Here is a 23,618-nt window from a genome sequence, read left to right on the forward strand (position 1 = left end):
CATCCTGCCGGTCCCGGGACCGGTCCCGGGACCGGGTGTTATCCATTCGGTGCACCGGAGTGGTAGCACCCGTGCCGTCCGCGACGACACGATCCACGATGGGTCGGGTCCACGGTCGCGGGGACGGACCGGCAGAGGTGGGGAGATCGGCGTGCTGGATTCGACGTTCGGGCCGTACCGGATCGAGGAGCTCCTCGGTCGCGGCGGCATGGGTGAGGTCTACCGCGCCCACGACACCGACACCGACCGCACGGTCGCGCTCAAGGTCCTCCCGCCGCACCTGGCCGAGGACCAGGAGTACCAGGAGCGGTTCCGCCGCGAGTGCCGCTCGGCGGCGCGCCTGCGCGAGCCGCACATCGTCCCGATCCACCGCTTCGGCGAGATCGACGGCCGGCTCTACCTCGACATGCGCCTCGTCGAGGGCATGGACCTCGCGACGTGGCTCAAGAGCTACGGCCCGATGCCGCCGGTCGCGGCCGTGTCGGTGATCTCGCAGGTCGCCGCCGCGCTGGACGCCGCGCACGCGGAGGGGCTGGTGCACCGCGACGTCAAGCCGTCCAACGTGCTGCTCGCGGGCGTGCACGGGCCCACCGTCGACCGCGAGGTCTTCGCCTACCTGTTCGACTTCGGCATCGCGCGCGCCCAGGAGGGCGTCGGCGAGGACCCGGCGCTCACCCGCGCGGGCACGATGCCCGGCTCGCTCGCCTACATCGCGCCGGAGCGGTTCGCGGGCGTCGAGGGCGATCCCCGGGCCGACGTCTACGCCCTCGCGTGCGTGCTGCACCAGGCGCTCACCGGCCGTCCGCCGTTCGAGGGCGACATGGCCACGTTGATGAACGCCCACCTCAACGCCCCGCCCCCGCGCCCCAGCACCTCGCGCCCCGACCTGCCGACCGGGCTCGACCAGGTCGTCGCGCAGGGCATGGCGAAGGACCCGGCGCAGCGCCAGTCGAGCGCGGGAGCCCTCGCCGCGGCCGCCCGCGCCGAGATCGGCGGGTGGGCCACCGACCCCAGCACCTCGGGCGCCACCGTCGCGTTCGGCGGCTCGTCGACGCCCGACCTGCGCAAACCGGCCACGGCCGTCATGCCGCCGGCGTACCCGTCGCACCCGTCGAACCCCTCCAACCCGTCCGACCCCTGGGCCGCGCAGCCCGCGTACGGCGCGGAGCAGTCGTGGGGCCAGCAGACGGGCTACGGCCAGCAGCCGGCCTACGGGCAGCAGACCGCGTACGGCCAGCAGCCCGGCTACGGCCAGCAGGGCGCCTACGCGCAGGGCTACGGCCAGCAGCCGCCTGCCGGCTGGGGGCCGGGCTCCTACCCGACCCAGCAGCCGCCGAAGAAGGACCGCACCGCGCTCATCGCGATCGCCGTGGTCGTCACGCTGGCGCTGATCGGCGGCGGCATCGTCTGGTTCGTGACGTCGGGCAGCGGCGGCGGCGCCCCCACGCCGACGACGGTCGCGGCGCCGCCGACCACCACGGTGCCCCCGACCACCACCGTCGCCCCCACGACGGCCCCGTCGACGCCCGAGACCGACCTGCTGCTCACCGAGCTCCCCTCGGGCTACGGGGAGTCGACCTGCACCCCCGACACCCTCGACGGCGCCACGGCGTTCGTCGTCTGCGCGGGGCCGCCGTCCACCGGCACCGGGCCCACGAGCGCCACGTTCGCCCGCTACGCCTCACTCGACGACATGAACTCGACGTTCACCAGCCTCGCCGACGTCGAGGGGATCCCGGGCACCACCGGCACGATCCAGGAGTGCGCGGAGCCGGCGTCGGTCCGGGCGGTCTTCTCCCGGCAGGGCGGCGGGCTCGGCGGGCAGGTCGCCTGCTTCACCGAGACCGACACCGGTACGTCGTACCTGTTCTGGACCGACGAGGCCGCGCTGGCGATCGGCTACGTCGCCGAGTCCTCCGGCGACGCCGGCGCCCTCTACGACTGGTGGAACTCGGTCGACTTCGTCGCCGACCGCTGAGTGCCGGATCGCCGAGGACCCGGATCGCCGAGGACCCGGGCCGTGGAGGCCCGGGCCCCGGCGGCCTCAGCCGGTCACCCGCCCCGCCAGGTGGGCGACCGCGTCGGACAGCGCCACCTCGACCCGCTCGCCGCTGCGCCGGTCCTTGACCTCGATGACGCCGGTGGCCAGCCCGCGGCCCGCGACGACGATCGTCGGCACGCCGATGAGCTCCGCGTCGGCGAACTTGACGCCGGGCGAGGCCTTGCGGTCGTCGAGCAGGACGCGCAGGCCCGCGGCCTCCAGCTCGGCCGCCAGGGCCGCGCCGCCCGTCATGATCTCCTCGTTCTTGCCGGCGATCACGACGTGCACGTCGTAGGGCGTCACGGCGGCCGGCCAGACCAGGCCCGACCCGTCGTGGTTCTGCTCGGCGATCACCGCGACGAGCCGCGAGACGCCGATGCCGTAGGAGCCCATCGTGATCCGGACGGGCTTCGAGTCCGGGCCCAGCGCGTCGAGCGCGAAGGCGTCGGCGTACTTGCGGCCCAGCTGGAACACGTGCCCGATCTCGATGCCGCGGGCGGTGGACAGCGGGCCCGAGCCGTCGGGGGCCGGGTCGCCCTCGCGGACGTCGGCGGCCTCGATCGTGCCGTCGGGGGTGAAGTCGCGGCCGGCCACGAGGTCGACGACGTGGTGGTCGGGCTTGTCGGCGCCGGTGACCCAGGCCGAGCCGGTGACCACGCGCGGGTCGACCAGGTAGCGCACGCCGTTGGCGGCCAGCGAGACCGGGCCGATGTAGCCCTTGACGAGGAACGCGTTCCTCGCGAAGTCGGCCTCGTCGAGCAGCGCCACCTCGGCGGGCTCGAGGGCGGCCTCCAGGCGCTTCATGTCGACCTCGCGGTCGCCGGGGACGCCGACGCCGAGCAGCGTCCACTCCGTCGCACCGGGGGCGCGCGTCTTGAGCAGGACGTTCTTCAGGGTGTCGGCCGCGGTGAACTCGCGGCCCCGTCCCTCCCCGTCGACCAGCCCGGCGCCGTTGAGGAACGCCACCAGCGACTCGATGGTCGGCGTGCCCGGCGTGTGGTGCGCCTGCGCCTCGGGCAGCCCCTCGAGCGGGATCGCGGGGGGCGCGGTCGTCGTCACGGCCTCGACGTTGGCCGCGTAGCCGCCGGGGCTCTGGACGAAGGTGTCCTCGCCGGTGGGCGCGACGGCCAGGAACTCCTCCGACGCCGAGCCGCCCATCGCGCCCGACGTGGCCGCGACGACGACGTAGTCGAGGCCGAGCCGCTCGAAGACCTTCACGTAGGCGGCGCGGTGCGCGGCGTAGGACTCCGAGAGCCCCTCGTCGGTGAGGTCGAACGAGTAGGAGTCCTTCATGAGGAACTCGCGGCCGCGCAGGATGCCCGCGCGGGGGCGCGCCTCGTCGCGGTACTTGTTCTGGATCTGGTAGAGCACGACCGGGTAGTCCTTGTAGGACGAGTACTCGCCCTTGACGACCTGGGTGAACAGCTCCTCGTGCGTGGGGCCGAGCAGGTAGTCGCCGCCCTTCCGGTCCTTGAGCCGGAACAGGTTCGGGCCGTACTCGGTCCAGCGGCCGGTGGCCTCGTAGGGCTCGCGGGGCAGCAGCGCGGGCAGCTGGATCTCCTGGGCGCCGATGGCGTCCATCTCCTCGCGCACGATCTGCTCGACCGCGCGCAGCACCTTCAGTCCCAGCGGCAGCCAGGTGTAGATCCCCGGGGCGACGCGGCGGACGTAGCCGGCGCGGACGAGCAGCTTGTGGCTCGGCACCTCCGCGTCGGCCGGGTCGTCCCGCAGGGTCCGGAGGAACAACGACGACATCCTGGTCAGCACCCGGAGAAGACTAGCGACGCCCCCGGGGCCCGGTCGCGGCGGTTCTGCCGCGCGGGCCCTCGACGGTCGGGCCGCCGGGTCGTAACGTGTGGCCCCGGCCGCACGACGAGCACTGCAGGCACAGGGACGGCCTCGAAGGTGGCGACGTGATGATCCCGCGGCAGTTCGGCCCCTACGAGCTCCAGGACCTGCTCGGCACGGGCGGCATGGGCGAGGTCTTCCGCGCCCACGACACCCGCCGCGACCGGCAGGTCGCGCTCAAGCTGCTGCCCGAGGTGTTCACCGGCGACGGCGAGTACACCCGCCGGTTCGAGCGCGAGTCCTACGTCGCCGCGCGGCTGCGCGAGCCGCACGTCATCCCGATCCACGACTTCGGCGAGATCGACGGCCGCCTCTACATCGACATGCGCCTGGTCGACGGCCGCGACATCGGCGTCATGCTGGCCCAGGACGGCGCGCTGCCGCCGCAGCGCGCGGTGCACCTGATCGGGCAGATCGCCGAGGCGCTCGACGCCGCGCACGCCGACGGGCTGGTGCACCGCGACGTGAAGCCGTCGAACGTGCTGGTCACCGCGAGCGACTTCGTCTACGTCGTCGACTTCGGCATCGCCCGCTCCATCGGCACCGCCCGCACCTCGCTGACGATGACGGGCGCCACCGTCGGCACGCTCGACTACATGGCGCCCGAGCGGTTCACCAACCAGCCGGTCGACTCCCGCGCCGACGTCTACTCGCTGGCCTGCCTGCTCTACGAGTGCCTCACGGCGCGGCGCCCGTTCGCGGGCGACGACCTGCCCGCGCTGATGTACGCGCACCTGTTCACCGACGCGCCCGTGCCGAGCGCGACCAGCGCGTCGGTGCCGCCCGGGCTCGACGCCGTCGTGGCGAAGGGGATGGCCAAGGACCCCGCCGACCGCTACGACTCCGCGGGCGCCTTCGCCGCGGCCGCCCGCGCCGCCACCTCCGGCCTGACGGCCACCCACGACCTCGCCGACTCGCGCCCCACCGTCCGCGTCCCGACCGCGCCGGCGCCGCGGCCGGTGGAGCCGGTGCGGATGCTGCCGGTCGCGTCGCTGGGCCTCGCCTCCGCCGACGGGCGGCACCGCTCGTCCGAGCAGCTGCCCGATCCCGCCCCGCCCGCCCGGGCGTCGAGGCGCAGCCCGCTGCTCATCGCGATGAGCGTGCTCGTGGTGCTCTCGCTGGCCGCGCTGGTGCTCACCGTCGTCCGCACGTTCGGGCCCGGACAGACGGCCACCGCCGCCCCGACCACCACGGGCGGGCCGGTCGCCGAGACCGGGCCGCTGGAGATCCTGTCCGCCGTCGCGATCCCGACGGTGGCCGGCACGTTCCCGGCGGGCGACACCCCCGGCTACGCCCACGTCACCCCGAACGCGCGCACGCTCTACATCTGCAACCGCAACGCCGGCGTCGTCACCGTCTTCGACACGACGATCAACGGCATCGTCGCCACCATCCCGGTGCCGGCCGGGCCGCCGCGGTTCGTGTCGTTCTCGCCGGACGGCTCCGAGGCCTACATCTCCGTCTACAACGACGAGTTCACCGAGAACTTCGTGTCGGTGCTCGACACCGCCACCAACGAGATCACGGCGACGGTCCCGGTCGGGAAGCGGCCGTTCGCGTCGTCGACCAACCCCGACGGGTCTCTGCTGTTCGTGCCGAGCCACGACGACGGACGCGTCGACGTCATCGACCTCGCCACCGACACCGTCGCCCGCGAGATCCCGGTCGCGCGCAACCCGCACTGGGTGGCGTTCGGACGCGACGGCTCGACGTTCTACACCGCCAACCACGAGTCCAACGTCGTGTCCGTGATCGAGCCCGACACGGGCCGGATCATCACCGAGATCCCGGTCGGCACCTCCCCGCACAGCACCACGGTGTCGCCCGACGGCACCCGCGTCGCGGTCGTCAACTACGACAGCGACGAGGTCTCGGTGATCGACACGGCGACGAACACCGTGGTCGGGACCGTGCCGGTCGGGCAGTCGCCGCAGGACATCGCCTACTCCCCCGACGGGCGGTTCTTCTACACGACCGACATCGAGAGCGACATCGTGACGGTGGTCAACGCCGCTACGCTCGCCGTCACCGCCCGGATCCCCGCCGTGGACGGCCCGTCGAGCGTCACCGTGGCGCCCGACGGCAGCCGCGCCTACGTCTCACTGCTGAACACGGGGCAGATCATGGTGCTGGACACCGCCGCCACGTAGGAGCCGCCCGCAGATGCCAGGCACCGATCCGACGCACATCGCCGGGTACCGGATCGTCCGCACCATCGGGCGGGGCGGCATGAGCACCGTCTACCTGGCCCAGCACCTGCACCTCAACCGGCAGGTCGCGCTCAAGGTGCTCGACCCGGAGCTGGCCGACGCCGGGACGTTCCGGGAGCGGTTCGCGCGCGAGTCGCAGATCGTCGCCGAGCTGGAGCACCCGCACATCGTCCCGGTCTACGACGCCGGCGAGGCCGACGGCCTGCTGTACATGGTGATGCGCTACGTCGAGAACCGCGACCTGCGCAGCCTGCTCCCGCCCGGCGCGACGCTGCCCCACGAGCGCGTCCGCACGCTGGTGCAGCAGGTGGCGGGCGCGCTGGAGGTCGCGCACGACGCCGGGCTGGTGCACCGCGACATCAAGCCCGCCAACGTCCTCGCCAGCACCGACCGCCTCGGCCGCGACCACTTCTACCTCAGCGACTTCGGTATCACCAAGCGCACCGACGGCCCCCCGCTGACGGCCACCGGGCAGGTCCTGGGCTCGGCCGACTTCATCGCCCCCGAGCAGATCAGCGGCCGCCCGCTCGACCGGCGCACCGACGTCTACGCCCTCGGCGTGCTCGTCTACCGCTGCCTCACCGGGCACCTGCCCTTCGAGCGGGACCACGAGGTGGCGGTGCTGCTCGCGCACGCCCGCGAGGTGCCGCAGCCGGCGTCGTCGGTGCGACCGGAGCTGACGCCGGTGATCGACGCGGTGCTGGCGCGGGTGCTGTCCAAGGACCCGGGCGACCGGCCCGCCACCGCCCAGGAGTTCAGCGACGAGCTGGGGGCGGCGCTGGACACCCCGGCCCCCGTCCCCGCCCCTGCCGTCCCGGCCGGGGACGCCCCGACGCGGGCGACGACGGCTCCGCCCGAGGTAGCGCCATCCGGGGTGGCGCCCTCCGGGGTGGCTCCGACGGACGCCACGACGGTCTCCCCGCCGCCCACGGACCCGCCGGAGATCGGGTCGTCCCGGTCCGGGGAGGCGGCGGTACCGCCGCCCGCTCCCGAGCCGGCAGACCGCGAGTCCCCCACCGCTTCCGCCCCGGCCGTGGACGACGCAGCACCGGACGACGGGCCGCAGGGGGATGAGGCTCCACTGGAGGAGCCGGCCGACGCCGACGCCACGCCGGCCGATGACACGCCGGCCGACGCCATCACGGCCGGTGGCGACGCGGCCAGCGGGCCGGAACCGGCCGGAACCGTCGCCGGACCGGTGGCAGAGGACACGACGATCGAGGATGCGGCTCCGCTCGGGAAGGATCCTGCCGGTCCGCACTCAGCCGACTCGCCCCCGGCCGGGCAGACCCCCGCCGCCCCCACCGAGGTGACGGAAGCACCTCCCGCCCGCCCCTCCGGGCAGCAGCAGGTCGTGGTGACCGCGGTCCACCCCGGTACACCCGGCACGCCCGGTCCGACCGACGCCGGAGACACCGGCCGCCCGTCCCCCCGCCCCCGCACCACCCCGGCCGCCGCTCCCGTGCCCGCAGGCCGGAAGCCGGCCGCGCCCGCTGCGGAGCCCGCGACCACCCGCCACGACACCGGCACCGAGCCCCCGACCACCCCGACCGGACAGCCGGGCCAGACCGGCCGGCCGCGCACGCTCGTCATCGGCTCCCCGGGACAGCCGGCTCCCGAGGCCTCTGCCGACGCCCCGACCACCCGCACCCCGGCCCCCGACCCGCCGACCCGGTCCGTCGGCCGCGACCGCCGGGCCGAGCGGCGGTGGGCGATCCTGCTCGGTCTGCTGTCCCTGCTGCTGATCCTCGCCACCGTCGCCGTGGCCCTGCTCGGAGCCCGCTGACCCGCAGGCCGCGGACCTGCCGACCGGAAGTGTGACGTGACGGTCGCCCGCACGACCCTGACAGCGCACTCCCGACGATCACCGACCCGGTGATCGCTCCCCGCCGCACGTCACGGTTCCGGGCACGACCGTGGTGTGCGGCCCGCAGCGATCACCTCGCGAGCGACCAGCCGCCCGCCCCCCTCGTGAGTGGGAAACAGGGCTGCAGCCCTGGTTTCCCACTCACAGGCGGCGTCAGCCGCTACTCCGCCAGCAGCTCCCCCACCAGCGCCCCCACCGCATCGGCCTCGATCAGGAACCCGTCGTGCCCGTAGGGCGACTCGATGATCCGTGCCGGGCCCGAACCGGGGATGCCGTCGGCCAGCTCCTCCTGCTGCGCGGGCGGGTAGAGCCGGTCGGAGCTGATGCCCCCGACGATCGTCCGGGCCGTCACCCGCGCGAGCCCGGCCGCGACCCCGCCGCGGTCGCGCCCCACGTCGTGCGCGTTCATCATCTCGGTCAGCCGGACGTAGGAGCCGGCGTCGAAGCGCCGGACCAACTTCGCGGCGTGGTGGTCGAGGTAGCTCTCCACCGCGTAGCGCCCGCCGTGGCGGGGGTCCTCGCCGTCCTGGGCGTCGCGCCCGAACCGCTCGGCCAGCTCGAACCCGCTGCGGTAGCTCAGGTGCGCGATCCGCCGCGCGACGCCGAGCCCCAGGTGCGGGCCCTGGCCGGGGGCGGCGTGGTGGTAGTCGCCGCCGTGCCAGCCCGGGTCGGCGCGGACGGCCGCGATCTGGGGCGAGGCCCAGCCGATCTGGTCGGCGGAGGTCGCGGCGGGCCCGGCGAGCAGGCACAGCCGGGCGACGCGGTCGGGCTCGGTGGCGGCCCACTCCAGCGCCCGCATCGCGCCCATCGACCCGCCGACGACGCACGCCCACCGCGCGACGCCGAGCTCGTCGGCCAGCACCGTCTCCGCCGCGACCGCGTCGCGCGGGGTGACGATCGGGAACCGGCTGCCCCACGGCCTCCCGTCCGGCGCCGTCGACGCCGGGCCGGTGCTGCCCTGGCAGCCGCCGATCACGTTGGGCGCCACCACGAACCAGCGCAGCGGGTCGAGCGCGCGGCCGGGGCCGACGAGGGTGTCCCACCAGCCCGCCGTCGGGTGCCCGGGCCCGGCGGGGCCGGTGACGTGGCTGTCGCCGGTGAGGGCGTGCAGCACCAGCACCGCGTTGGACGCGTCGGCGTTCAGCTCGCCCCACGTCTCGTACGCCAGGCGCACGCCGGGGAGCTCCGCGCCGGACTCGACGCGGAGCGGGGCGGGCGCGGTCCAGAGCCGCCCGCCGGGGTCGTCCCCCTCCCGCCACGCACCCGTGGCGGGAGGGGAGTCGAGTGTGGTCGTCACCCGTCGATCATGCGCCCTTGGACGCCCGGAAGCCCGCGTCGAGGTCGGCCTTCAGGTCCTCGATGCCCTCGAGGCCGACCGACAGCCGCACCAGGCCCGGCGTGACGCCGGTGCTGGCCTGCTCGTCACCCGACAGCTGCGAGTGCGTGGTGCTCGCGGGATGGATGACGAGGCTGCGCACGTCGCCGATGTTGGCGAGGTGGCTGAACAGCTCGAGGGCGTCGACGAACTTCTTGCCCGCCTCGACGCCGCCGCGCAGCTCGAACGCGACGATCGCGCCGCCGCCCTTGGGCAGGTACTTCTGCTGCAGCGCGTGCCACGGGCTGCTCGGGAGGCCGGCGTAGTGGACGGTCTCCACCTCGTCGCGCCCCTGCAGCCACTCCGCGAGCGCCTGCGCGTTCTGCACGTGGCGCTCCATGCGCAGCGACAGCGTCTCGATGCCCTGGATGAGCAGGAAGCTGTTCTGCGGCGCGATGGCCGGGCCGAGGTCGCGCAGCAGCTGCACGCGCAGCTTGATCAGGTACGACACCGGGCCGAGCGCGTCCCAGTAGTTCAGGCCGTGGTAGCTGGGGTCCGGGGTGGTGAGCCCGGGGAAGCGGTCGGCGTGGTCGCCCCAGGAGAAGTTCCCGGAGTCGACGACGACGCCGCCGATCGACGTGCCGTGGCCGCCCAGGAACTTGGTGGCCGAGTGGATCACGATGTCGGCGCCGTGCTCGAGCGGACGGAGCAGGTAGGGCGTCGGCACGGTGTTGTCGACGAGCAGCGGCACGCCGACCTCGTGCGCGATGTCGGCGACGAGCCGCACGTCGAGCACGTTGCCGCGCGGGTTGCCCAGCGTCTCGGCGTAGAACAGCTTCGTGTTCGGGCGGACGGCGGCCTTCCACGCCTCGGCGTCGTCGGGGTCGTCGACGAACGAGACCTCGATGCCGAGCTTGGGCAGCGTGTAGTGGAACAGGTTGTACGTGCCGCCGTAGAGCGAGGCGCTGGAGACGAAGTGGTCGCCCGACTCGGCGATGTTGAGGATCGCCAGGGTCTGCGCGGCCTGGCCGGACGCGAACGCCACGGCGCCGATGCCGCCCTCGAGCGCGGCGACACGCTGCTCCAGCACGTCCTGCGTCGGGTTCATGATCCGCGTGTAGATGTTGCCCATCTCGGCGAGGCCGAACAGCGCGGCGGCGTGCTCGGTGTCGCGGAAGGTGTAGGACGTCGTCTGGTAGATCGGGGTGGCACGGGCGCCGGTGGCCGGGTCGGAGGTGGCGCCGGCGTGGACCTGCTTGGTCTCGAACGACCAGTTGGCGGTCGGATCGGGCGTGTCGGACACAGAGTTCTCCCTGGGAGTGGACGTGCGAGGTGAGCGGCGGGGGTCGCGTCAGGCGCAGCGACAGGCGGCGCTCGTGACGCGCATGTAGTCCACATGCCGGCGGGTCACGAGGCGGATCACGCCGCGACCGTAACCGGCCCGACATCCCGCCACAACAGCGCCCGTCGTTACCGTTCGGGTGTGCTCGTGCTGCTCCCGCCCTCGGAGACCAAGATCGACGGCGGTGACGGCCCTCCCCTGCGGCTCGACGCGCTGCGCCACCCGGAGCTCGGCCCGCTGCGGTCGGCCCTCGTCGACGAGGTCGTGGCGCTGTCCGCCGACGTCCCGGCGGCGCGCGCCGCGCTCGGCCTGTCCCCCAAGCAGGACGCCGAGATCGCCCGCAACGCGGCGCTGCGCGGGTCCCCCACGACGCCCGCGCTGCTGCGCTACACCGGCGTCCTCTACGACGCGCTCGACGTCCGCAGCCTGCGCGGCACCGCGGCGGCCCGGGCGCGCGAGCGGCTCGCCGTCGGCTCCGCGCTGTTCGGCCTGGTCCGCGCCGACGACCCGATCCCGGCCTACCGGCTCTCCGCCGGCTCCGCCCTGCCCGGGCGCGGCACGCTGGCCGCGGCGTGGCGCCCGCTGCTCGAACCGGTGCTGCGCGCGATCGCCGACGGCGAGCTCGTCGTCGACCTGCGCTCGGGCTCCTACGCCGCGCTCGCCCGCGTGCCGGGTGCCGTGGACGTCGACGTCCTCGCGGAGCGCCCCGACGGCACCCGCACCGTCATCAGCCACTTCAACAAGGCCCACAAGGGACGCCTCGCCCGCCTGCTCGCCGGCACGCGGGCCGAGCCGGCCGACGCGGGCGCGGTGGCCGCGCTGGCCCGGCGCGCCGGGATGCGGGTGGAGCGGCCGGCACCGGCCGTGCTGCACGTGGTGGTCCCGGCCTGATCAGGCCGCCTTCGGCGGATTGACCGGCCGCGCACGGGGCCAGACGATCGCGCGATGAGCGGACGCCGGATCCACGCCATCGGGAGCTACCCGGCACCGACCGCGCAGGAGGCGATGCGCGAGCTGCTCGAGCGCGCCGGGCCGCACCTGGCGTACCTGCCCGACGGCGAGACCGGCGAGCGCCGCGACTGGATCGTGCACATCATCGAGGGCCTGCGCGACCACCCCGACCTCGCCGTGCGCCGCGAGGGCGGCTGGACCGCCTACGACGACCAGCTCAACTACAGGGTCCGCCGCGGGCACCGGCTCTCCGGCGACGGCCTCGACTTCGGCCACACCGCCACCCACGCCGCCGCGCGGCCGGTGTTCGAGGCGCTGCGGGCCGAGCTCGGGCGCCCGGGGCTCACGTTCCAGGTCGGCATCCCCGGTGACCTCGACATGGCCATGTTCACCCTGGGCCCCACCGGCCCGTTCACCCACCGCCGCCCGTTCACCGACGCGGCGGTGCGGGAGATCACCGAGATCCACGCGCAGGTGGGGTCGGACGTGCTGTTCCAGCTGGAGCTCCCCGCGGAGCAGGTGTTCGTCGCGATGGCCCCGGGGCCGCTGCGCAGGGCGGTGGCGCGCTGGGCGGGCGGCGGGGTGGCCGCGCTGGCCCGCCGCGCGCCCGAGGGCGCCCGCTTCGGGCTGCACCTGTGCCTGGGCGACCTCGGGCACAAGGCGCTCACCCGCGTCGGCGACGCGTCGCCGCTGGTCGCGCTGGCCAACGCCGTGGCGCGGGCGTGGCCCGCGGGGCGACCGCTGGAGTACGTGCACGCCCCGCTGGCCGCGGGCGACGAGCCGCCCTCGCTCGACGAGGCCTTCTACGCCCCGCTGTCGGGCCTGCGCCTGCCGGTCGGCACGCGGTTCGTCGCCGGGCTGCTCCACGAGGGCGGCAGCACCGACGAGCTGCGCGGCGTCCTCGCCGCCGTCGACCGGGCCGTGGGCCACCCGGTCGACGTCGCCGCCGCCTGCGGGTACGGCCGGCGCAGCCGGGAGGACGCCCTGCGCACGCTCGAGCAGGGCGTCGCGCTCTGCGCCGGCTGACCGACGTCAGGCGATCTCGACCACGACCTTGCCCCGCGAGTGGCCCGCCTCCACCGACTGCAGCGCGGCGGCCGCGTCGTCGAGCGGGAACACCTCGGTGACGTGCGGGTCGAGCTTGCCCTGCGCGACGAGCGCGACCACGGCGTCGAGCACGGCCGCGGTGCGGGCGCGGGCGACCAGCGCCCCGCCGACCTCCTCGGCCGTGGCGGGGTCGCCCGCGGACACGATCCGGGAGGGGTCGCGGGACAGGCCGGCGACCGCGCGCAGGGCGTCGCCGCCGACGAGGTCGAGGATCCCGTCGACGCCGTCGGGCAGGATCTCGCGGACGCGGTCGGCCACGCCGTCGCCGTAGGGCACCAGGATCGCGCCGAGGGACTCGACGAGCTCGCGCTTGTCCTCCGACGCCGTGCCGACGACGGTGAGGTCGCGGTCGCGCGCGATCTGCGCGGCGGCCACGCCGACTCCCCCGCCGATGCCGTTGACCAGCAGCGTCGCGCCCGCCTCCAGGCCCAGCTGCTCGAGCCCGTCGTACGCCGTCGCCGCGGCCACCGGAAGGACCGCCGCGGTCGTGAACGGCAGCCCGGCGGGCTTGTGCGCCGTCGCGCCCGCGGTGAGCAGCGCCTGCTCGGCGAACCCGCCCGACGTGGGCGCGGTGTTCCCGAAGACCTCGTCGCCGACCGCGAACCCCTCGACGTCCCGCCCAACGGCCTCCACCACGCCCGCGGCCTCGTTGCCCAGGACCGAGGGCAGGTCGAGCGGCATGACCTCGCTGAGGTGCCCCTCCCGGACCTTCCAGTCGACCGGGTTCACCCCGGCCGCCCGCACCGCGATGCGCACCTCCGACGGGCCCGGCTCGGGCGTCGGGAGGTCCTGGATCTCCTGGTTCTCGGTGCCGCCGTACTGCGTGAACACGAATGCCTTCATGGTCATGACGTGCCCGGTCCCGTCCCCGGCCAACCCCGGCGGGAAAACCGGTTGTGGCGCGCGGGCCGGCTGCGGGAGGGTCTGCGTCGACCGGCCGGGTGGCCGGGTGGCCGGGTGGTAGCCGAGGAGAGGGAGGTGCGTCGTGTCCATCGCTGTCACGGACGTGCCGCGAGCCCGTCCCCCCTCCGCCCCCGGTCCGCGCTGAACTGCTGACGCTGAGCTGCTGACCCCGGGGCACCTCACCAGGAGAACCCCCGTTGTCCCAGCACCACGAGCCCCTCCGCAAGCGCCGTCGCTTCGACGACGACGAGCCCCGCCCGCGCGGCCGCGCGAGGATCGACCTGTCCGCGCTCGACGAGCGCGGCGGCGCCGATCCCGACGGCCCGCCCGAGGGCGACCGCTGGTCCACCTGGGACGGGGCCGACCACGGCCCCGCGCCCCGGCCGGACTGGGTCGTCACCGACCACGCCGCCGTCGACACCGATCTCGGCGCGCTGAAGTCGGGCAAGGAGGCCGACGTCGGCCTGCTCGAGCGGGCGGTGCCCGGCACCGACCGCCGCGCCCTGATGGCCGTCAAGCGCTACCGCACGGCCGAGCACCGCATGTTCCACCGGGACGCGGGCTACCTGGAGGGCCGCCGCGTGCGGCGCTCCCGGGAGACCCGCGCCATGGCGCACCGCACCGCGTTCGGCCGTGACCTGCTCGCCGGGCAGTGGGCGGGCGCGGAGTTCGCGGCGCTGTCGCGGCTGTGGTCCGACGGCGTGCCCGTGCCCTACCCGGTGCAGTGCACCGGCACCGAGCTCCTCATGGAGTTCGTGGGCGACGCCGACGGCACCGCCGCGCCGCGGCTCGCGCAGTGCCGGCCCGACCGCGACGAGCTGTGTGATCTCTGGCACCAGCTCGTCGACGCCCTGCTCGGGCTGGCCCGCCGCGGGCTGGCCCACGGCGACCTCTCCGCCTACAACGTGCTCGTGCACCGCGGTCCCGACCGCTCGCCCCGGCTGGTGCTCATCGACCTCCCGCAGGTCGTGGACGTCGTCACCAACCCGCGGGGGCCGGAGTTCCTGGCGCGCGACGTCGCGCGGATCGGCGAGTGGTTCACCGCGCGGGGCCTGCCGCCCGAGGTCGGGCAGCCCGGCACGCTGCTGCCGGAGCTGCTGGTGGCGGCGGGCGCGGCAACGTCACAGCCGGAGTGGTGAGCCGTGGTCGGGCCGGCCCGCTAGACTCGATCACGAGCGCCCGGCCCGACCACGGTCCTTCCCCTTCGCCTGGCGCACCCGCTCCACCCCATTCAGGGCGCAACGTCTGCGCCCGGGCTCGTCCCTCGAGATCTCAGCCGCCGCCATCTCGGCGCTGCCTCTCCGTGCTGACGTGCCACGTCCCGGAGGTTTCCTTTCTTGTCTTCCCCCAGCTCTTCTCGCCGTGCGAACTTCTCGTCGGCGAGCTCGCGCCCGCGCCGCTCCGGCGGTGGCGGGCGCCCCGCGTCGAGCCGCTCCCGCGGCCCGGCGCGCCCCTCGGCGCCGAGCACCCCCGCTCCGCCCGAGGTCCTGTGGACCGTGCCGGAGTCCGGCATGCCGTCCTTCGCCGAGCTCGGCCTGCCCGAGCCGGTCGTGAAGGCCCTGGCCTCGGAGGGCTTCACCGAGCCGTTCCCGATCCAGGCCGCCACGCTGCCCGACACGATCGCCGGGCGCGACCTGCTCGGCCGCGGCCAGACCGGCTCCGGCAAGACGCTGGCCTTCGGGCTCGCGCTGCTGTCGCGCCTGGCCGGCGGCCGCTCGCAGGCCCGCCGTCCGCGCGGGCTCGTGCTGGTCCCCACGCGTGAGCTCGCGACGCAGGTCGTCGACGCGCTCACCCCGTTCGCCCGGGCGCTCGGCCTCACCACCACCTCGGTCGTCGGGGGCATGTCGTTCAACCGGCAGGTCGCCGAGCTCAACCGCGGCGTCGACCTGCTGGTCGCCACCCCGGGCCGGCTCACCGACCACACCACGCAGCGCACGTGCGACCTGTCCGGCGTCGAGATCACCGCGATCGACGAGGCCGACCGCATGGCCGACATGGGCTTCCTGCCCCAGGTCCGCAAGATCCTCGACCTGACCCCGGCCGACGGCCAGCGCCTGCTGTTCTCGGCCACGCTCGACGGCGAGGTCGGCACCCTGGTGCGCCAGTACCTCACCGACCCGGTCACCCGGTCGATCGCGTCCTCCACCGCGCAGGTCGAGACGATGGACCACCACGTGCTGCACGTGGACCTGGCGTCCAAGCCGCGCGTCGTCACCGAGATCGCGGCCCGCGACGGGCGCACGATCCTGTTCGTGCGCACCAAGCACGGCGTCGACCGGCTGGTCAAGACGCTGCGCCGCGACGGCGTCAACGCCGGCGCGCTGCACGGCGGCAAGGCCCAGAACGCCCGCAACCGGGCGATCGCGGAGTTCAAGGACGGGCAGACGCCCGTCCTGGTCGCCACGGACGTCGCCGCGCGCGGCATCCACGTCGACGACGTGTCGCTCGTCGTGCACGTCGACCCCCCGGCCGATCCCAAGGACTACCTGCACCGCGCGGGCCGCACCGCGCGGGCGGGCGACTCCGGCGTCGTCGTCACCATGGTGACGCCGCAGGAGCGCCGCGACGTCGACCGGCTCACCCGCCTGGCCGGCGTCCGCGCCACCAACACCGACGTCGCCCCCGGCGACGCGGCGCTGACGCGCATCACCGGCGCCCGCACCCCGTCGGGCGTGCCGATCATCGAGCCGCCCAAGCCGGCGCAGCAGCCGCGCGGCTCCGCCCGCCGCTCGCGCACCGGCGGCGGCGCCCCCCGTGGCGCCGGCGCACCGGGCGGCGGCCGCAGCGGCGGCGGTCGTCCGCGCACCGGCGGACGGCGCTCCGCAGCCTGATCCACCGACGCACCGCACGAGGCGCGGCTCCCCACCGGGAGCCGCGCCTCTCGTCGTCGGACGGTCGGCGCGCCACCGGGACCCGGAGGCACCGGAACGGCATCCTGGGACCGGTGCGACGGCCCCTCATCCCGATCCTGCTCTCCGTCCTGCTGCTCTCCGGCTGCGCCGGTCTCGAGCTCCCGGACCTCCACGACCTCCCCGACCTGACCGTCCCGGCGGCCCCCGCGGCCCCCGTCGGCGACGCCGCCTCCGCACTGGCCGCCCTGCCCGTCAAGGGTCGCGCCCCCAAGACCGGCTACGAGCGCGAGCAGTTCGGCCAGCGTTGGGCCGACGTCGACCGCGACGGCTGCGACCAGCGCAACCAGGTCCTCGCCCGCGACCTGACCTCCGTCGAGTACAGGCCCGGCACGCGCGACTGCGTGGTCCTGTCCGGCGCCCTGCTCGACCCCTACACCGGTGACGGCGTGCCGTTCCTGCGCGGCGAGCGCACCAGTGCCGACGTGCAGATCGACCACGTCGTCGCCCTCTCGAACGCCTGGCAGACCGGCGCGCAGCAGCTCGACGAGGACACCCGCGAGCTGCTGGCCAACGACCCGCTCAACCTGCTCGCCGTCGACGGCCCGACCAACGCCTCCAAGGGCGACGGCGACGCCGCCACGTGGCTCCCGCCCTCGCGCGGCTACCGCTGCGCGTACGTGGCGCGGCAGGTCGCGGTGAAGGCGACCTACGGTCTGTGGGTGACCGCCGCCGAGGCCGACGCCATCGCCCGGGTCCTGGACGGCTGCCCCGGCGAGCCCCTCCCCGTGTCGACGCTGCCCCTGTCGACGCTGCCCGTGGCGGCGGGCTGACCGCGGGCGCGGCGGATCCGGCGGCCTTCGAGGCCGAGCGCGCCCACCTGCTGCGCATGGGCTACCGGATCACCGGCCGCCCCGCCGACGCCGAGGACGCGGTGCAGGAGGCGTGGCTGCGCCACGCCGCGCAGGACGTCGAGACCCTCCAGGCGTTGCAGCATCGTGCCGAAGTCGACGCACCACGCGCAGCCGACGACCGTCGCGACCCAGTACACCGCGAGGTCGCGCAGCCCGGCCCGCTGCGCGGGCACCGCCTCCGGCGTCACACGCTCAGGCGGCCACGCGGTAGCCCGGGACATCGGCGCGGTCGGCGTCGACGACGCGCGTGCCCAGCGGCACCAGCGCGAGCCCGGCCATCTTGAACGAGGCGATCCCGAACGGGATCCCGACGACGGTGACGCACAGCAGCAGCCCCGCGACGACGTGCGCGAGGAACAGCTCCCAGCCGAACAGCACGATCCACAGCACGTTGCCCAGCAGCGACGGCACCCCGGCGCCGCGGTGCACCTCGACGCGCCGCCCGAAGGGCCACAGCGCGTAGCCGGCGAGCCGGAACGACGCGACGCCGAACGGGATCGTCACGACCAGCACGCACGCGATGACGCCGGCCAGCGCGTAGAGGATGGCCAGCCACCAGCCGGCGAGCAGGAACCAGAGGACGTTGCCGAGGGTGCGCACGACGTCCACTATGCCCGTTCTGCGCTCACGCCGGTCGTGCGTCGGCGCCCGCCGTGAGCGCGTGGTGGCGGGCCACGGCCTGCTGGTCGGTGAGCAGCGCGACCTGGTCGATGACGACCCGGCGCCGGGCCGCGTCGTCGGCGGCGGCCGCCCAGTCCTCGGCGAGCACCGGGTCGAGCGCGGCGGGCGCTCCGGCCAACAGGGCGTCGGCGAGCTCGGCGAGCAGCTCCCGCTGGCGCCGCTGCATCGCCAGGCGCTGCGGGTCGCTCATCACGTACCGCAGGGCGACGGCCTTGAGCAGCGCCACCTCGGCGGCCGCGCGGGGCGGGACGACGAGGTCGGCCGCGTAGCGCACGAGCGGGCGGTCGCCGTGCGCCGCCCGCGTCGCGTCGACGGCGGTGAGCACGAACCGGCCGACGAGCTCGCTGGTCAGCCGCTTGAGCGCGACGTGCGCCGAGGTCGTGGCCGTGGACGGGCGGAACCCCCGCACCGCGTCGACGACGGGTAGCGCGAGCAGCACGGAGCCGGCCTCGTCGAGCGCACCGGGGTCGGCGCCGAAGTGCGACACCGCGGCGGCGGCCAGCGCGGCGCGCTCGGTGGGCGAGCCCAGCGCAGCGAGGTCGATGCGCCCGGACAGGATGCCGTCCTCGACGTCGTGCACGGAGTAGGCGACGTCGTCGGACCAGTCCATGACCTGCGACTCCAGGCACCGCCTGCCCCCGGGCGCGCCGTCGCGGACCCAGGCGAGCACGGCCGCGTCGTCGGCGTAGGCGCCGTACTTGGGCGTGTCGGGCCGGCGTTCCCACGGGTACTTCGCCGACGCGTCGAGGGTGGCGCGGGTGAGGTTGAGCCCGGCCGCGACGTCGCCGTGACCGATCTTGGGTTCGAGCCGGGTGAGGATCCGCAGCGTCTGGGCGTTGCCCTCGAACCCGCCGCACGACGCACCCCACCCGTCGAGCGCGACCTCGCCGTTGTGCCCGAACGGCGGGTGCCCGATGTCGTGGGCCAGCCCCGCGGTGTCGACCACGTCGGGGTCGCAGCCCAGCTCCTCGGCGATGCCCCGCCCGATCTGCGCGACCTCCAGGGAGTGCGTGAGCCGGGTGCGCGGCACGCCGCTGATCTCCGCCCCCTCCCCCGGCCCGACCACCTGTGTCTTGCCCGCGAGCCGCCGCAGCGCCGCGGAGTGCAGGACGCGCGCGCGGTCGCGGGAGAACGGGGTGCGCCGCTCGCTGCCGGTCTTGGGCGGCTCGGGCAGCAGCCGCTGCCGGTCGTGCGCGGAGTAGTCCTGCGCAGGGTAGTCGGGCACGGGGTCCGGGTCGGGCACGCTCAGCCGAGCCCCGCGTCGTCGGTGCCGGTGTCGACGGAGGCGTGCGTCAGCCGGTAGAACAGCAGCGCCGCGGTCTCGCGCAGGATGTAGCGGAACTGCGTCTCGCGGGTCTGCACGGCCGGGCCGCTGCGAGTGGGCGAGCTCCACGCCTCGAGCCCGGCGTCGCGGGCCATCGTGCGGGCGCGCAGCGAGTGCCACGGGTCGCTGACGACGAGCGCGGTGCTCCAGCCGTCGGCCTCGGCGCGGGCGGCGACGGCCTCCAGGCTGCGCAGGGTGTCGGAGCCCTCCCCCACCGCGACGATCGCGTCGGCGGGCACGCCGCGCTCGATGAGGTAGTCGCGCCCCGCCTGGGCCTCGGTGAACGCGTCGCCGACGGCCGAGCCGCCGGTGGTGACGATCAGCGGCGCGACGCCCTCCTCGAACAGCACCTGCGCGTGCCGCAGCCGCCACGCGAAGATCGAGCTGGGCTCGCCGTCGTACTGGGCGGCGCCGAGCACCACGACGGCGTCGACGGGGCGGCGGTCGTCGACGCGCGCCACCTGCCACACCCGGAACGCGGTGCCGCCGACGATGAGCGCGGCCAGCACCAGCGCCCCGGCGACGAGGCGGGTGAACCAGCCGGCCCGGCGGCGTGCGGGCGGGCCCAGGCGGACGGTCGGCGCCTCGTCGCGGTGGTACGGCGACGCCGGGACGCTCATGCGCCGATCCGGCCCGGTGCCGCGGCCAGCGCGGCGCCCGCACGACCGGCCCGCTCGGCCACGACCTGCGCGACGATCGACACCGCGGTCTCGGCCGGCGTGCGCGCGCCGATGTCGAGCCCGACGGGACCGTGCACGCGGGCGAGCTCGTCCTCGGTGACGCCCGCGGCCAGCAGCCGCTCGCGCCGCGCCGCCTGCGTGCGCCGCGAGCCGAGCGCGCCGAGGAACCCGCGACCGTGGCGCAGGCCCGCGAGCAGCGCGGCGTCGAAGGCGGGGTCGTGGTCGAGCAGCACCAGGACGTCGGCGTCGGTGAACGCCTCGACGGCGGCGACGGTGGCGTCGAGGCCGGACTCGGAGCGCGCCGCCCAGCCCAGCAGATCCGCCTGGCGGGCCAGGGCGTCGCCGATCGCGCCCGCGCCCACGACCAGCACCGACGGCACCGGCACCCACAGGTCGAGCAGCAGGTCGCCGGCCTCGGTGGGGACCACCTCGGTGACGGTGGCGCCGCGGCGCAGCAGGGCGCGGGCGGCGGTGACGGCCGACTCGTCGAGCACGCCGTTGCCCAGCCCGCCGGTGACGGTCTCCAGGCCCGGCCCGGTGAGCACGAGGACCGTGGCGCCGTCGGCGGTGGACACGAGCGCGGCGGGCGCGCCGTTCTGCAGTGCCGCGCCCAGCACCTCGGCGTGCCCCGCGGGCAGCGGGTGCCCGAGCAGCGTGGCGCCGCCCGCGCAGGCGAGCCCGGCGTCGATCGCGGCGGACTCGGCGACGTGCGCGTCGCGCGTGCCGGGGCCGGCGGCGGACGCGGCCACCAGCGGCAGCGCGGAGTCGTCGAGCGCACCGCGGTAGAGCTCGCCCGCGCGCTCACCGCCCGCCGTGCCGATGACCATCTGCCCGCTCTCGACGGTGCCGAAGCCGTGGCGCGACAGCACCCGCACGACCCCCACACCGGAGCCGGCCAGGCGGCGCAGGGAGGAACCGAGATCACGCAGGGAGGCACTCACAGCCGTCAGGGTAGCGGTGCCCCGGAGGGTGAAGCCGGTGACAGCGGCCCGCCTGGGCGCGACGGCAGGCCACCGCGGCCCGTATCCTCGCGGAGATCGCCGGGCGCCCCGGGAACCACCGGGAGGCGCTCCGCGTTGAACCGGGCGAATCGCCCGAGTTCGGGCCCTCCGAAGACAGGAACCATGGACCCGTCCGACAGTACGTGCACCGCTCTCGCAGGGCGGTGCACGTGATCAGCACGATCCTCTCCCTCCTCCTCGGCATCGCCGTCGTCCTCGCCATCACCGCGCTGACCGGCTACTTCGTCGCCCAGGAGTTCGGCTACATGGCCGTCGACCGCTCCCGGCTCAAGGCCCGCGCAGGCGCGGGCGACGCCGGCGCGCAGCGGGCGCTCGGCATCACCGACCGCACCTCGTTCATGCTCTCGGGCGCGCAGCTCGGCATCACCGTCACCGGCCTGCTGGTCGGGTACGTGGCCGAGCCGCTGATCGGCGAGAGCGTCGGCACCCTGCTGGGCGGCGTGGGCATCCCGCAGGGCGTCGGCATCGCGATCGGCACGGGCCTGGCCCTGCTGTTCGCGACCGTCGTCCAGATGGTGTTCGGGGAGCTGTTCCCCAAGAACCTCGCCATCGCGCGCCCGGAGCCCGTGGCCCGCGCGCTCGCGCTGTCCACCGCCATCTACCTGCGCGTGTTCGGCTGGCTCATCCGCATCTTCGACGCGGCCTCGAACCTGCTGCTCAAGGCGCTGCGGATCGAGCCCGTGCACGACGTCGAGCACTCGGCCACCCCGCGCGACCTGGAGGCGATCGTCGACGAGTCCCGCGACAGCGGCGACATCGACGAGGAGCTCTCGGTCCTGCTCGACCGCGTCCTGGACTTCACCGACCGCACGGCCCGCGCCGCGATGATCCCCCGCCCGCGGGTGGCGTCGGTGCAGGCCGACCAGACGGTGGCCGAGCTCGTCGAGATCATGGCGTCGGGGCACTCCCGGCTGCCGGTGCTCGGCGACGGCGCCGACGACGTGGTGGGCGTCATCTGCCTGCGCGACGTGCTGGCGCTGGAGGGCCCCGACGGTTATGGGCAGAGCCTCACCGCCATCCGGGTGGCCGACGCCGCCCGCACCCCTGTCCTCGTGCCCGCGTCCCTGCCGCTGCCCGCGGTGCTGGAGCGGCTGCGCGAGGCCGACGACGAGTTCGCCTGCGTCGTCGACGAGTACGGCGGCCTCGCCGGCGTCGTCACGATGGAGGACATCGCCGAGGAGCTCATCGGCGAGATCACCGACGAGCACGACCCCGCCGGCCGCGACGCCATCCGCGTCGGTGACGGCGACTGGACCGTGCCGGGCACGCTCAACATCGACGAGGTCGAGCGCCTCGTCGACGCCGACCTGCCCGACGGCGACTTCCACACCATCGGCGGCCTGGTCATCGACCACCTGCAGAGGCTGCCGAAGGTCGGCGACACCGTCGTCCTGGAGGCCGACGAGGGGCGGCGGCTGTCCGTCACCGTCGTCACGGTGGAGCGGCGCGTGCCGGCCACCGTCCGCCTGGCCTTCGTCACGGCCGGCGTCGACGCGGAGGTGCCGGCATGAGTGTCGCCGTCTCCCTCTGGATCACCGTCGCGCTCGTCGCCCTGAGCGCGTTCTTCGTCGCCATCGAGTTCGCACTGGTGGCGGCCCGCCGCTACCGCCTCGAGGAGGCCGCCGAGACGAGCGCGGCCGCCCGGGCCGCGCTGAAGAGCGCGAAGGACCTCTCGCTGCTGCTCGCGGGCTCGCAGCTGGGCATCACGCTGTGCGTGCTCGGCCTCGGCGCCGTCAGCAAGCCCGCCGTGGAGTCGCTGCTGGCCCCGCTGTTCGGGGGTCTGGGCGAGTCGCTGGCGGGCGTGCTGTCGTTCGTGCTGTCGCTCGTCGTCGTCACGTTCCTGCACCTCGTGGTGGGTGAGATGGCCCCGAAGTCGTGGGCCATCGCGCACCCCGAGCGCTCGGCCACGCTGCTCGCGCTGCCCATGCGCGGCTTCATGGTCCTCACCCGGCCGCTGCTGGTCGCCCTCAACGGCATGGCGAACTGGTGCCTGCGCCGCGTGGGCGTGGAGCCGGTCGACGAGCTCGGCGAGGGCCGCAACCCCGACGACCTGCGCGAGCTGGTCGACCACTCGGCCAGCACCGGCGCGCTGGACTCCGACCAGCGCGACCAGATCCTCTCCGCGCTCGACCTCGACCGCGCCCCGCTGCGCGACATCGTGCGTCCGCGCGCGGAGGTGGCCGGCGTGCCGGCGACCGCCACCGTCGAGCAGATCCGGGAGGCCTCGCGCAAGAGCGGGCACCTGCGGCTCGTCGTCGGTGACGCGCAGGAGCGCCCGGTCGGCGTCGTGCACGTCCGCGACGCGCTGGCCGGCCCGGCCGGCACCACCGCGGCCGACCTGATGCGGCCGGTGGCCACCCTGTCCGCCGACACCGCCATCCACGACGCGCTGCGCGCGATGCGCGAGGAGCGCAACCACCTGGCGCTCGTGGAGTCCGACGGCGAGCTGCTCGGCCTGGTCACGCTGCAGGACCTGCTCGACCGGCTCCTGCCCGCGCCGGCCTGAGCCACCCGGCTCGAGCCACCCCGGTCGGGGGTGCCGCGGACTCGCGGCACCCCCGCCG

18 protein-coding genes and 2 pseudogenes are annotated in these 23,618 nt (G+C 75.2%); 11 read left to right on the top strand and 9 right to left on the bottom strand.

Annotated elements, in window-relative coordinates; translation table 11 throughout:
- The first annotated feature begins 151 nt into the window (after nt 1-151).
- On the top strand, nt 152-1,978 hold the full coding sequence (locus tag I4I82_RS06065) for a serine/threonine-protein kinase (protein WP_226369898.1): 1,827 nt from the start codon (nt 152-154) through the stop codon (nt 1,976-1,978).
- A 66-nt stretch (nt 1,979-2,044) separates the two neighbouring features.
- Here the strand turns inward: I4I82_RS06065 and I4I82_RS06070 are convergent, their stop codons facing one another.
- The gene (locus tag I4I82_RS06070) at nt 2,045-3,808 is read right to left on the bottom strand and encodes a proline--tRNA ligase (protein ID WP_218595430.1); all 1,764 of its coding nucleotides are present in this window, start codon (nt 3,806-3,808) and stop codon (nt 2,045-2,047) included.
- 149 nt (nt 3,809-3,957) lie between these two features.
- Here I4I82_RS06070 and I4I82_RS06075 point away from each other — a divergent pair, with 149 nt between their 5' ends.
- Entirely contained in the window at nt 3,958-6,039 is a 2,082-nt protein-coding gene (locus I4I82_RS06075) for a serine/threonine-protein kinase (protein ID WP_225921094.1), read from the top strand.
- Between the two features lie 13 nt (nt 6,040-6,052).
- Nucleotides 6,053-7,885, top strand: coding sequence for a serine/threonine-protein kinase (locus I4I82_RS06080; protein WP_218595432.1), 1,833 nt, complete (start codon nt 6,053-6,055; stop codon nt 7,883-7,885).
- A gap of 241 nt (nt 7,886-8,126) precedes the next feature.
- Here the strand turns inward: I4I82_RS06080 and metX are convergent, their stop codons facing one another.
- Together metX and I4I82_RS06090 are read right to left on the bottom strand one after the other, a co-directional pair.
- The gene (gene metX, locus I4I82_RS06085) at nt 8,127-9,263 is read right to left on the bottom strand and encodes a homoserine O-acetyltransferase MetX (protein ID WP_218595433.1); all 1,137 of its coding nucleotides are present in this window, start codon (nt 9,261-9,263) and stop codon (nt 8,127-8,129) included.
- Nucleotides 9,264-9,270: 7 nt separating this feature from the next.
- Nucleotides 9,271-10,584, bottom strand: coding sequence for a bifunctional o-acetylhomoserine/o-acetylserine sulfhydrylase (locus I4I82_RS06090; RefSeq protein WP_218591348.1), 1,314 nt, complete (start codon nt 10,582-10,584; stop codon nt 9,271-9,273).
- A 180-nt stretch (nt 10,585-10,764) separates the two neighbouring features.
- On the opposite strand from I4I82_RS06090, the gene yaaA reads away from it, so the two are divergent.
- Nucleotides 10,765-11,514: a peroxide stress protein YaaA gene (gene yaaA, locus I4I82_RS06095; protein WP_218595434.1), complete on the top strand. Its 750-nt coding sequence runs from the start codon at nt 10,765-10,767 to the stop codon at nt 11,512-11,514.
- Between the two features lie 54 nt (nt 11,515-11,568).
- Nucleotides 11,569-12,600 carry a hypothetical protein gene (locus I4I82_RS06100; RefSeq protein WP_218595435.1) on the top strand — a complete coding sequence of 344 codons (1,032 nt, stop codon included), beginning with the start codon at nt 11,569-11,571 and terminating at the stop codon, nt 12,598-12,600.
- A gap of 6 nt (nt 12,601-12,606) precedes the next feature.
- On the opposite strand, the gene I4I82_RS06105 is transcribed toward I4I82_RS06100, so the two are convergent.
- The gene (locus I4I82_RS06105; protein ID WP_308112770.1) at nt 12,607-13,530 is read right to left on the bottom strand and encodes an NADP-dependent oxidoreductase; all 924 of its coding nucleotides are present in this window, start codon (nt 13,528-13,530) and stop codon (nt 12,607-12,609) included.
- 251 nt (nt 13,531-13,781) lie between these two features.
- Between I4I82_RS06105 and I4I82_RS06110 the strand changes: the two genes are divergently transcribed.
- From I4I82_RS06110 to I4I82_RS06125, 4 genes and pseudogenes are all read left to right on the top strand, one after another.
- Nucleotides 13,782-14,723, top strand: a complete 942-nt coding sequence (locus I4I82_RS06110) for a serine protein kinase RIO (protein ID WP_218595436.1) — start codon at nt 13,782-13,784, stop codon at nt 14,721-14,723.
- Between the two features lie 372 nt (nt 14,724-15,095).
- Complete coding sequence (locus I4I82_RS06115; RefSeq protein ID WP_218595437.1) at nt 15,096-16,415, top strand: DEAD/DEAH box helicase; 1,320 nt, start codon at nt 15,096-15,098, stop codon at nt 16,413-16,415.
- A 113-nt stretch (nt 16,416-16,528) separates the two neighbouring features.
- A complete protein-coding gene (locus I4I82_RS06120; RefSeq protein ID WP_226369899.1) occupies nt 16,529-17,266 on the top strand; it encodes an HNH endonuclease family protein in 738 nt (245 codons plus the stop codon).
- Nucleotides 17,263-17,376, top strand: a pseudogene (locus I4I82_RS06125) (RNA polymerase sigma factor SigJ); the annotation flags it as partial. The gene I4I82_RS06120 and the pseudogene I4I82_RS06125, both read left to right, overlap by 4 nt.
- Nucleotides 17,377-17,394: 18 nt before the next feature.
- Here I4I82_RS06125 and I4I82_RS34375 read toward each other — a convergent pair.
- The 5 genes and pseudogenes from I4I82_RS34375 to I4I82_RS06145 form a co-directional block, all read right to left on the bottom strand.
- Nucleotides 17,395-17,499 (bottom strand): annotated as a pseudogene (locus I4I82_RS34375) (carboxymuconolactone decarboxylase family protein); the annotation flags it as partial.
- Nucleotides 17,500-17,539: 40 nt separating this feature from the next.
- A complete protein-coding gene (locus I4I82_RS06130) occupies nt 17,540-17,947 on the bottom strand; it encodes a YccF domain-containing protein (RefSeq protein ID WP_218591353.1) in 408 nt (135 codons plus the stop codon).
- A 25-nt stretch (nt 17,948-17,972) separates the two neighbouring features.
- Entirely contained in the window at nt 17,973-19,253 is a 1,281-nt protein-coding gene (locus I4I82_RS06135) for a deoxyguanosinetriphosphate triphosphohydrolase (protein ID WP_218591354.1), read from the bottom strand.
- A gap of 20 nt (nt 19,254-19,273) precedes the next feature.
- Entirely contained in the window at nt 19,274-19,972 is a 699-nt protein-coding gene (locus I4I82_RS06140; protein ID WP_218591355.1) for a YdcF family protein, read from the bottom strand.
- Nucleotides 19,969-20,973: an XdhC family protein gene (locus I4I82_RS06145; protein WP_226369900.1), complete on the bottom strand. Its 1,005-nt coding sequence runs from the start codon at nt 20,971-20,973 to the stop codon at nt 19,969-19,971. Before I4I82_RS06145 ends, I4I82_RS06140 begins: the two co-directional genes overlap by 4 nt.
- Before the next feature lie 230 nt (nt 20,974-21,203).
- Between I4I82_RS06145 and I4I82_RS06150 the strand changes: the two genes are divergently transcribed.
- Complete coding sequence (locus I4I82_RS06150; protein WP_218595438.1) at nt 21,204-22,565, top strand: hemolysin family protein; 1,362 nt, start codon at nt 21,204-21,206, stop codon at nt 22,563-22,565.
- Nucleotides 22,562-23,560 carry a hemolysin family protein gene (locus I4I82_RS06155; protein ID WP_218595439.1) on the top strand — a complete coding sequence of 333 codons (999 nt, stop codon included), beginning with the start codon at nt 22,562-22,564 and terminating at the stop codon, nt 23,558-23,560. The genes I4I82_RS06150 and I4I82_RS06155 overlap by 4 nt, the downstream gene beginning before the upstream one ends.
- Nucleotides 23,561-23,618 lie beyond the last annotated feature (58 nt).

Source organism: Pseudonocardia oceani, from assembly GCF_019263585.2.
GTDB lineage: Bacteria > Actinomycetota > Actinomycetes > Mycobacteriales > Pseudonocardiaceae > Pseudonocardia > Pseudonocardia oceani.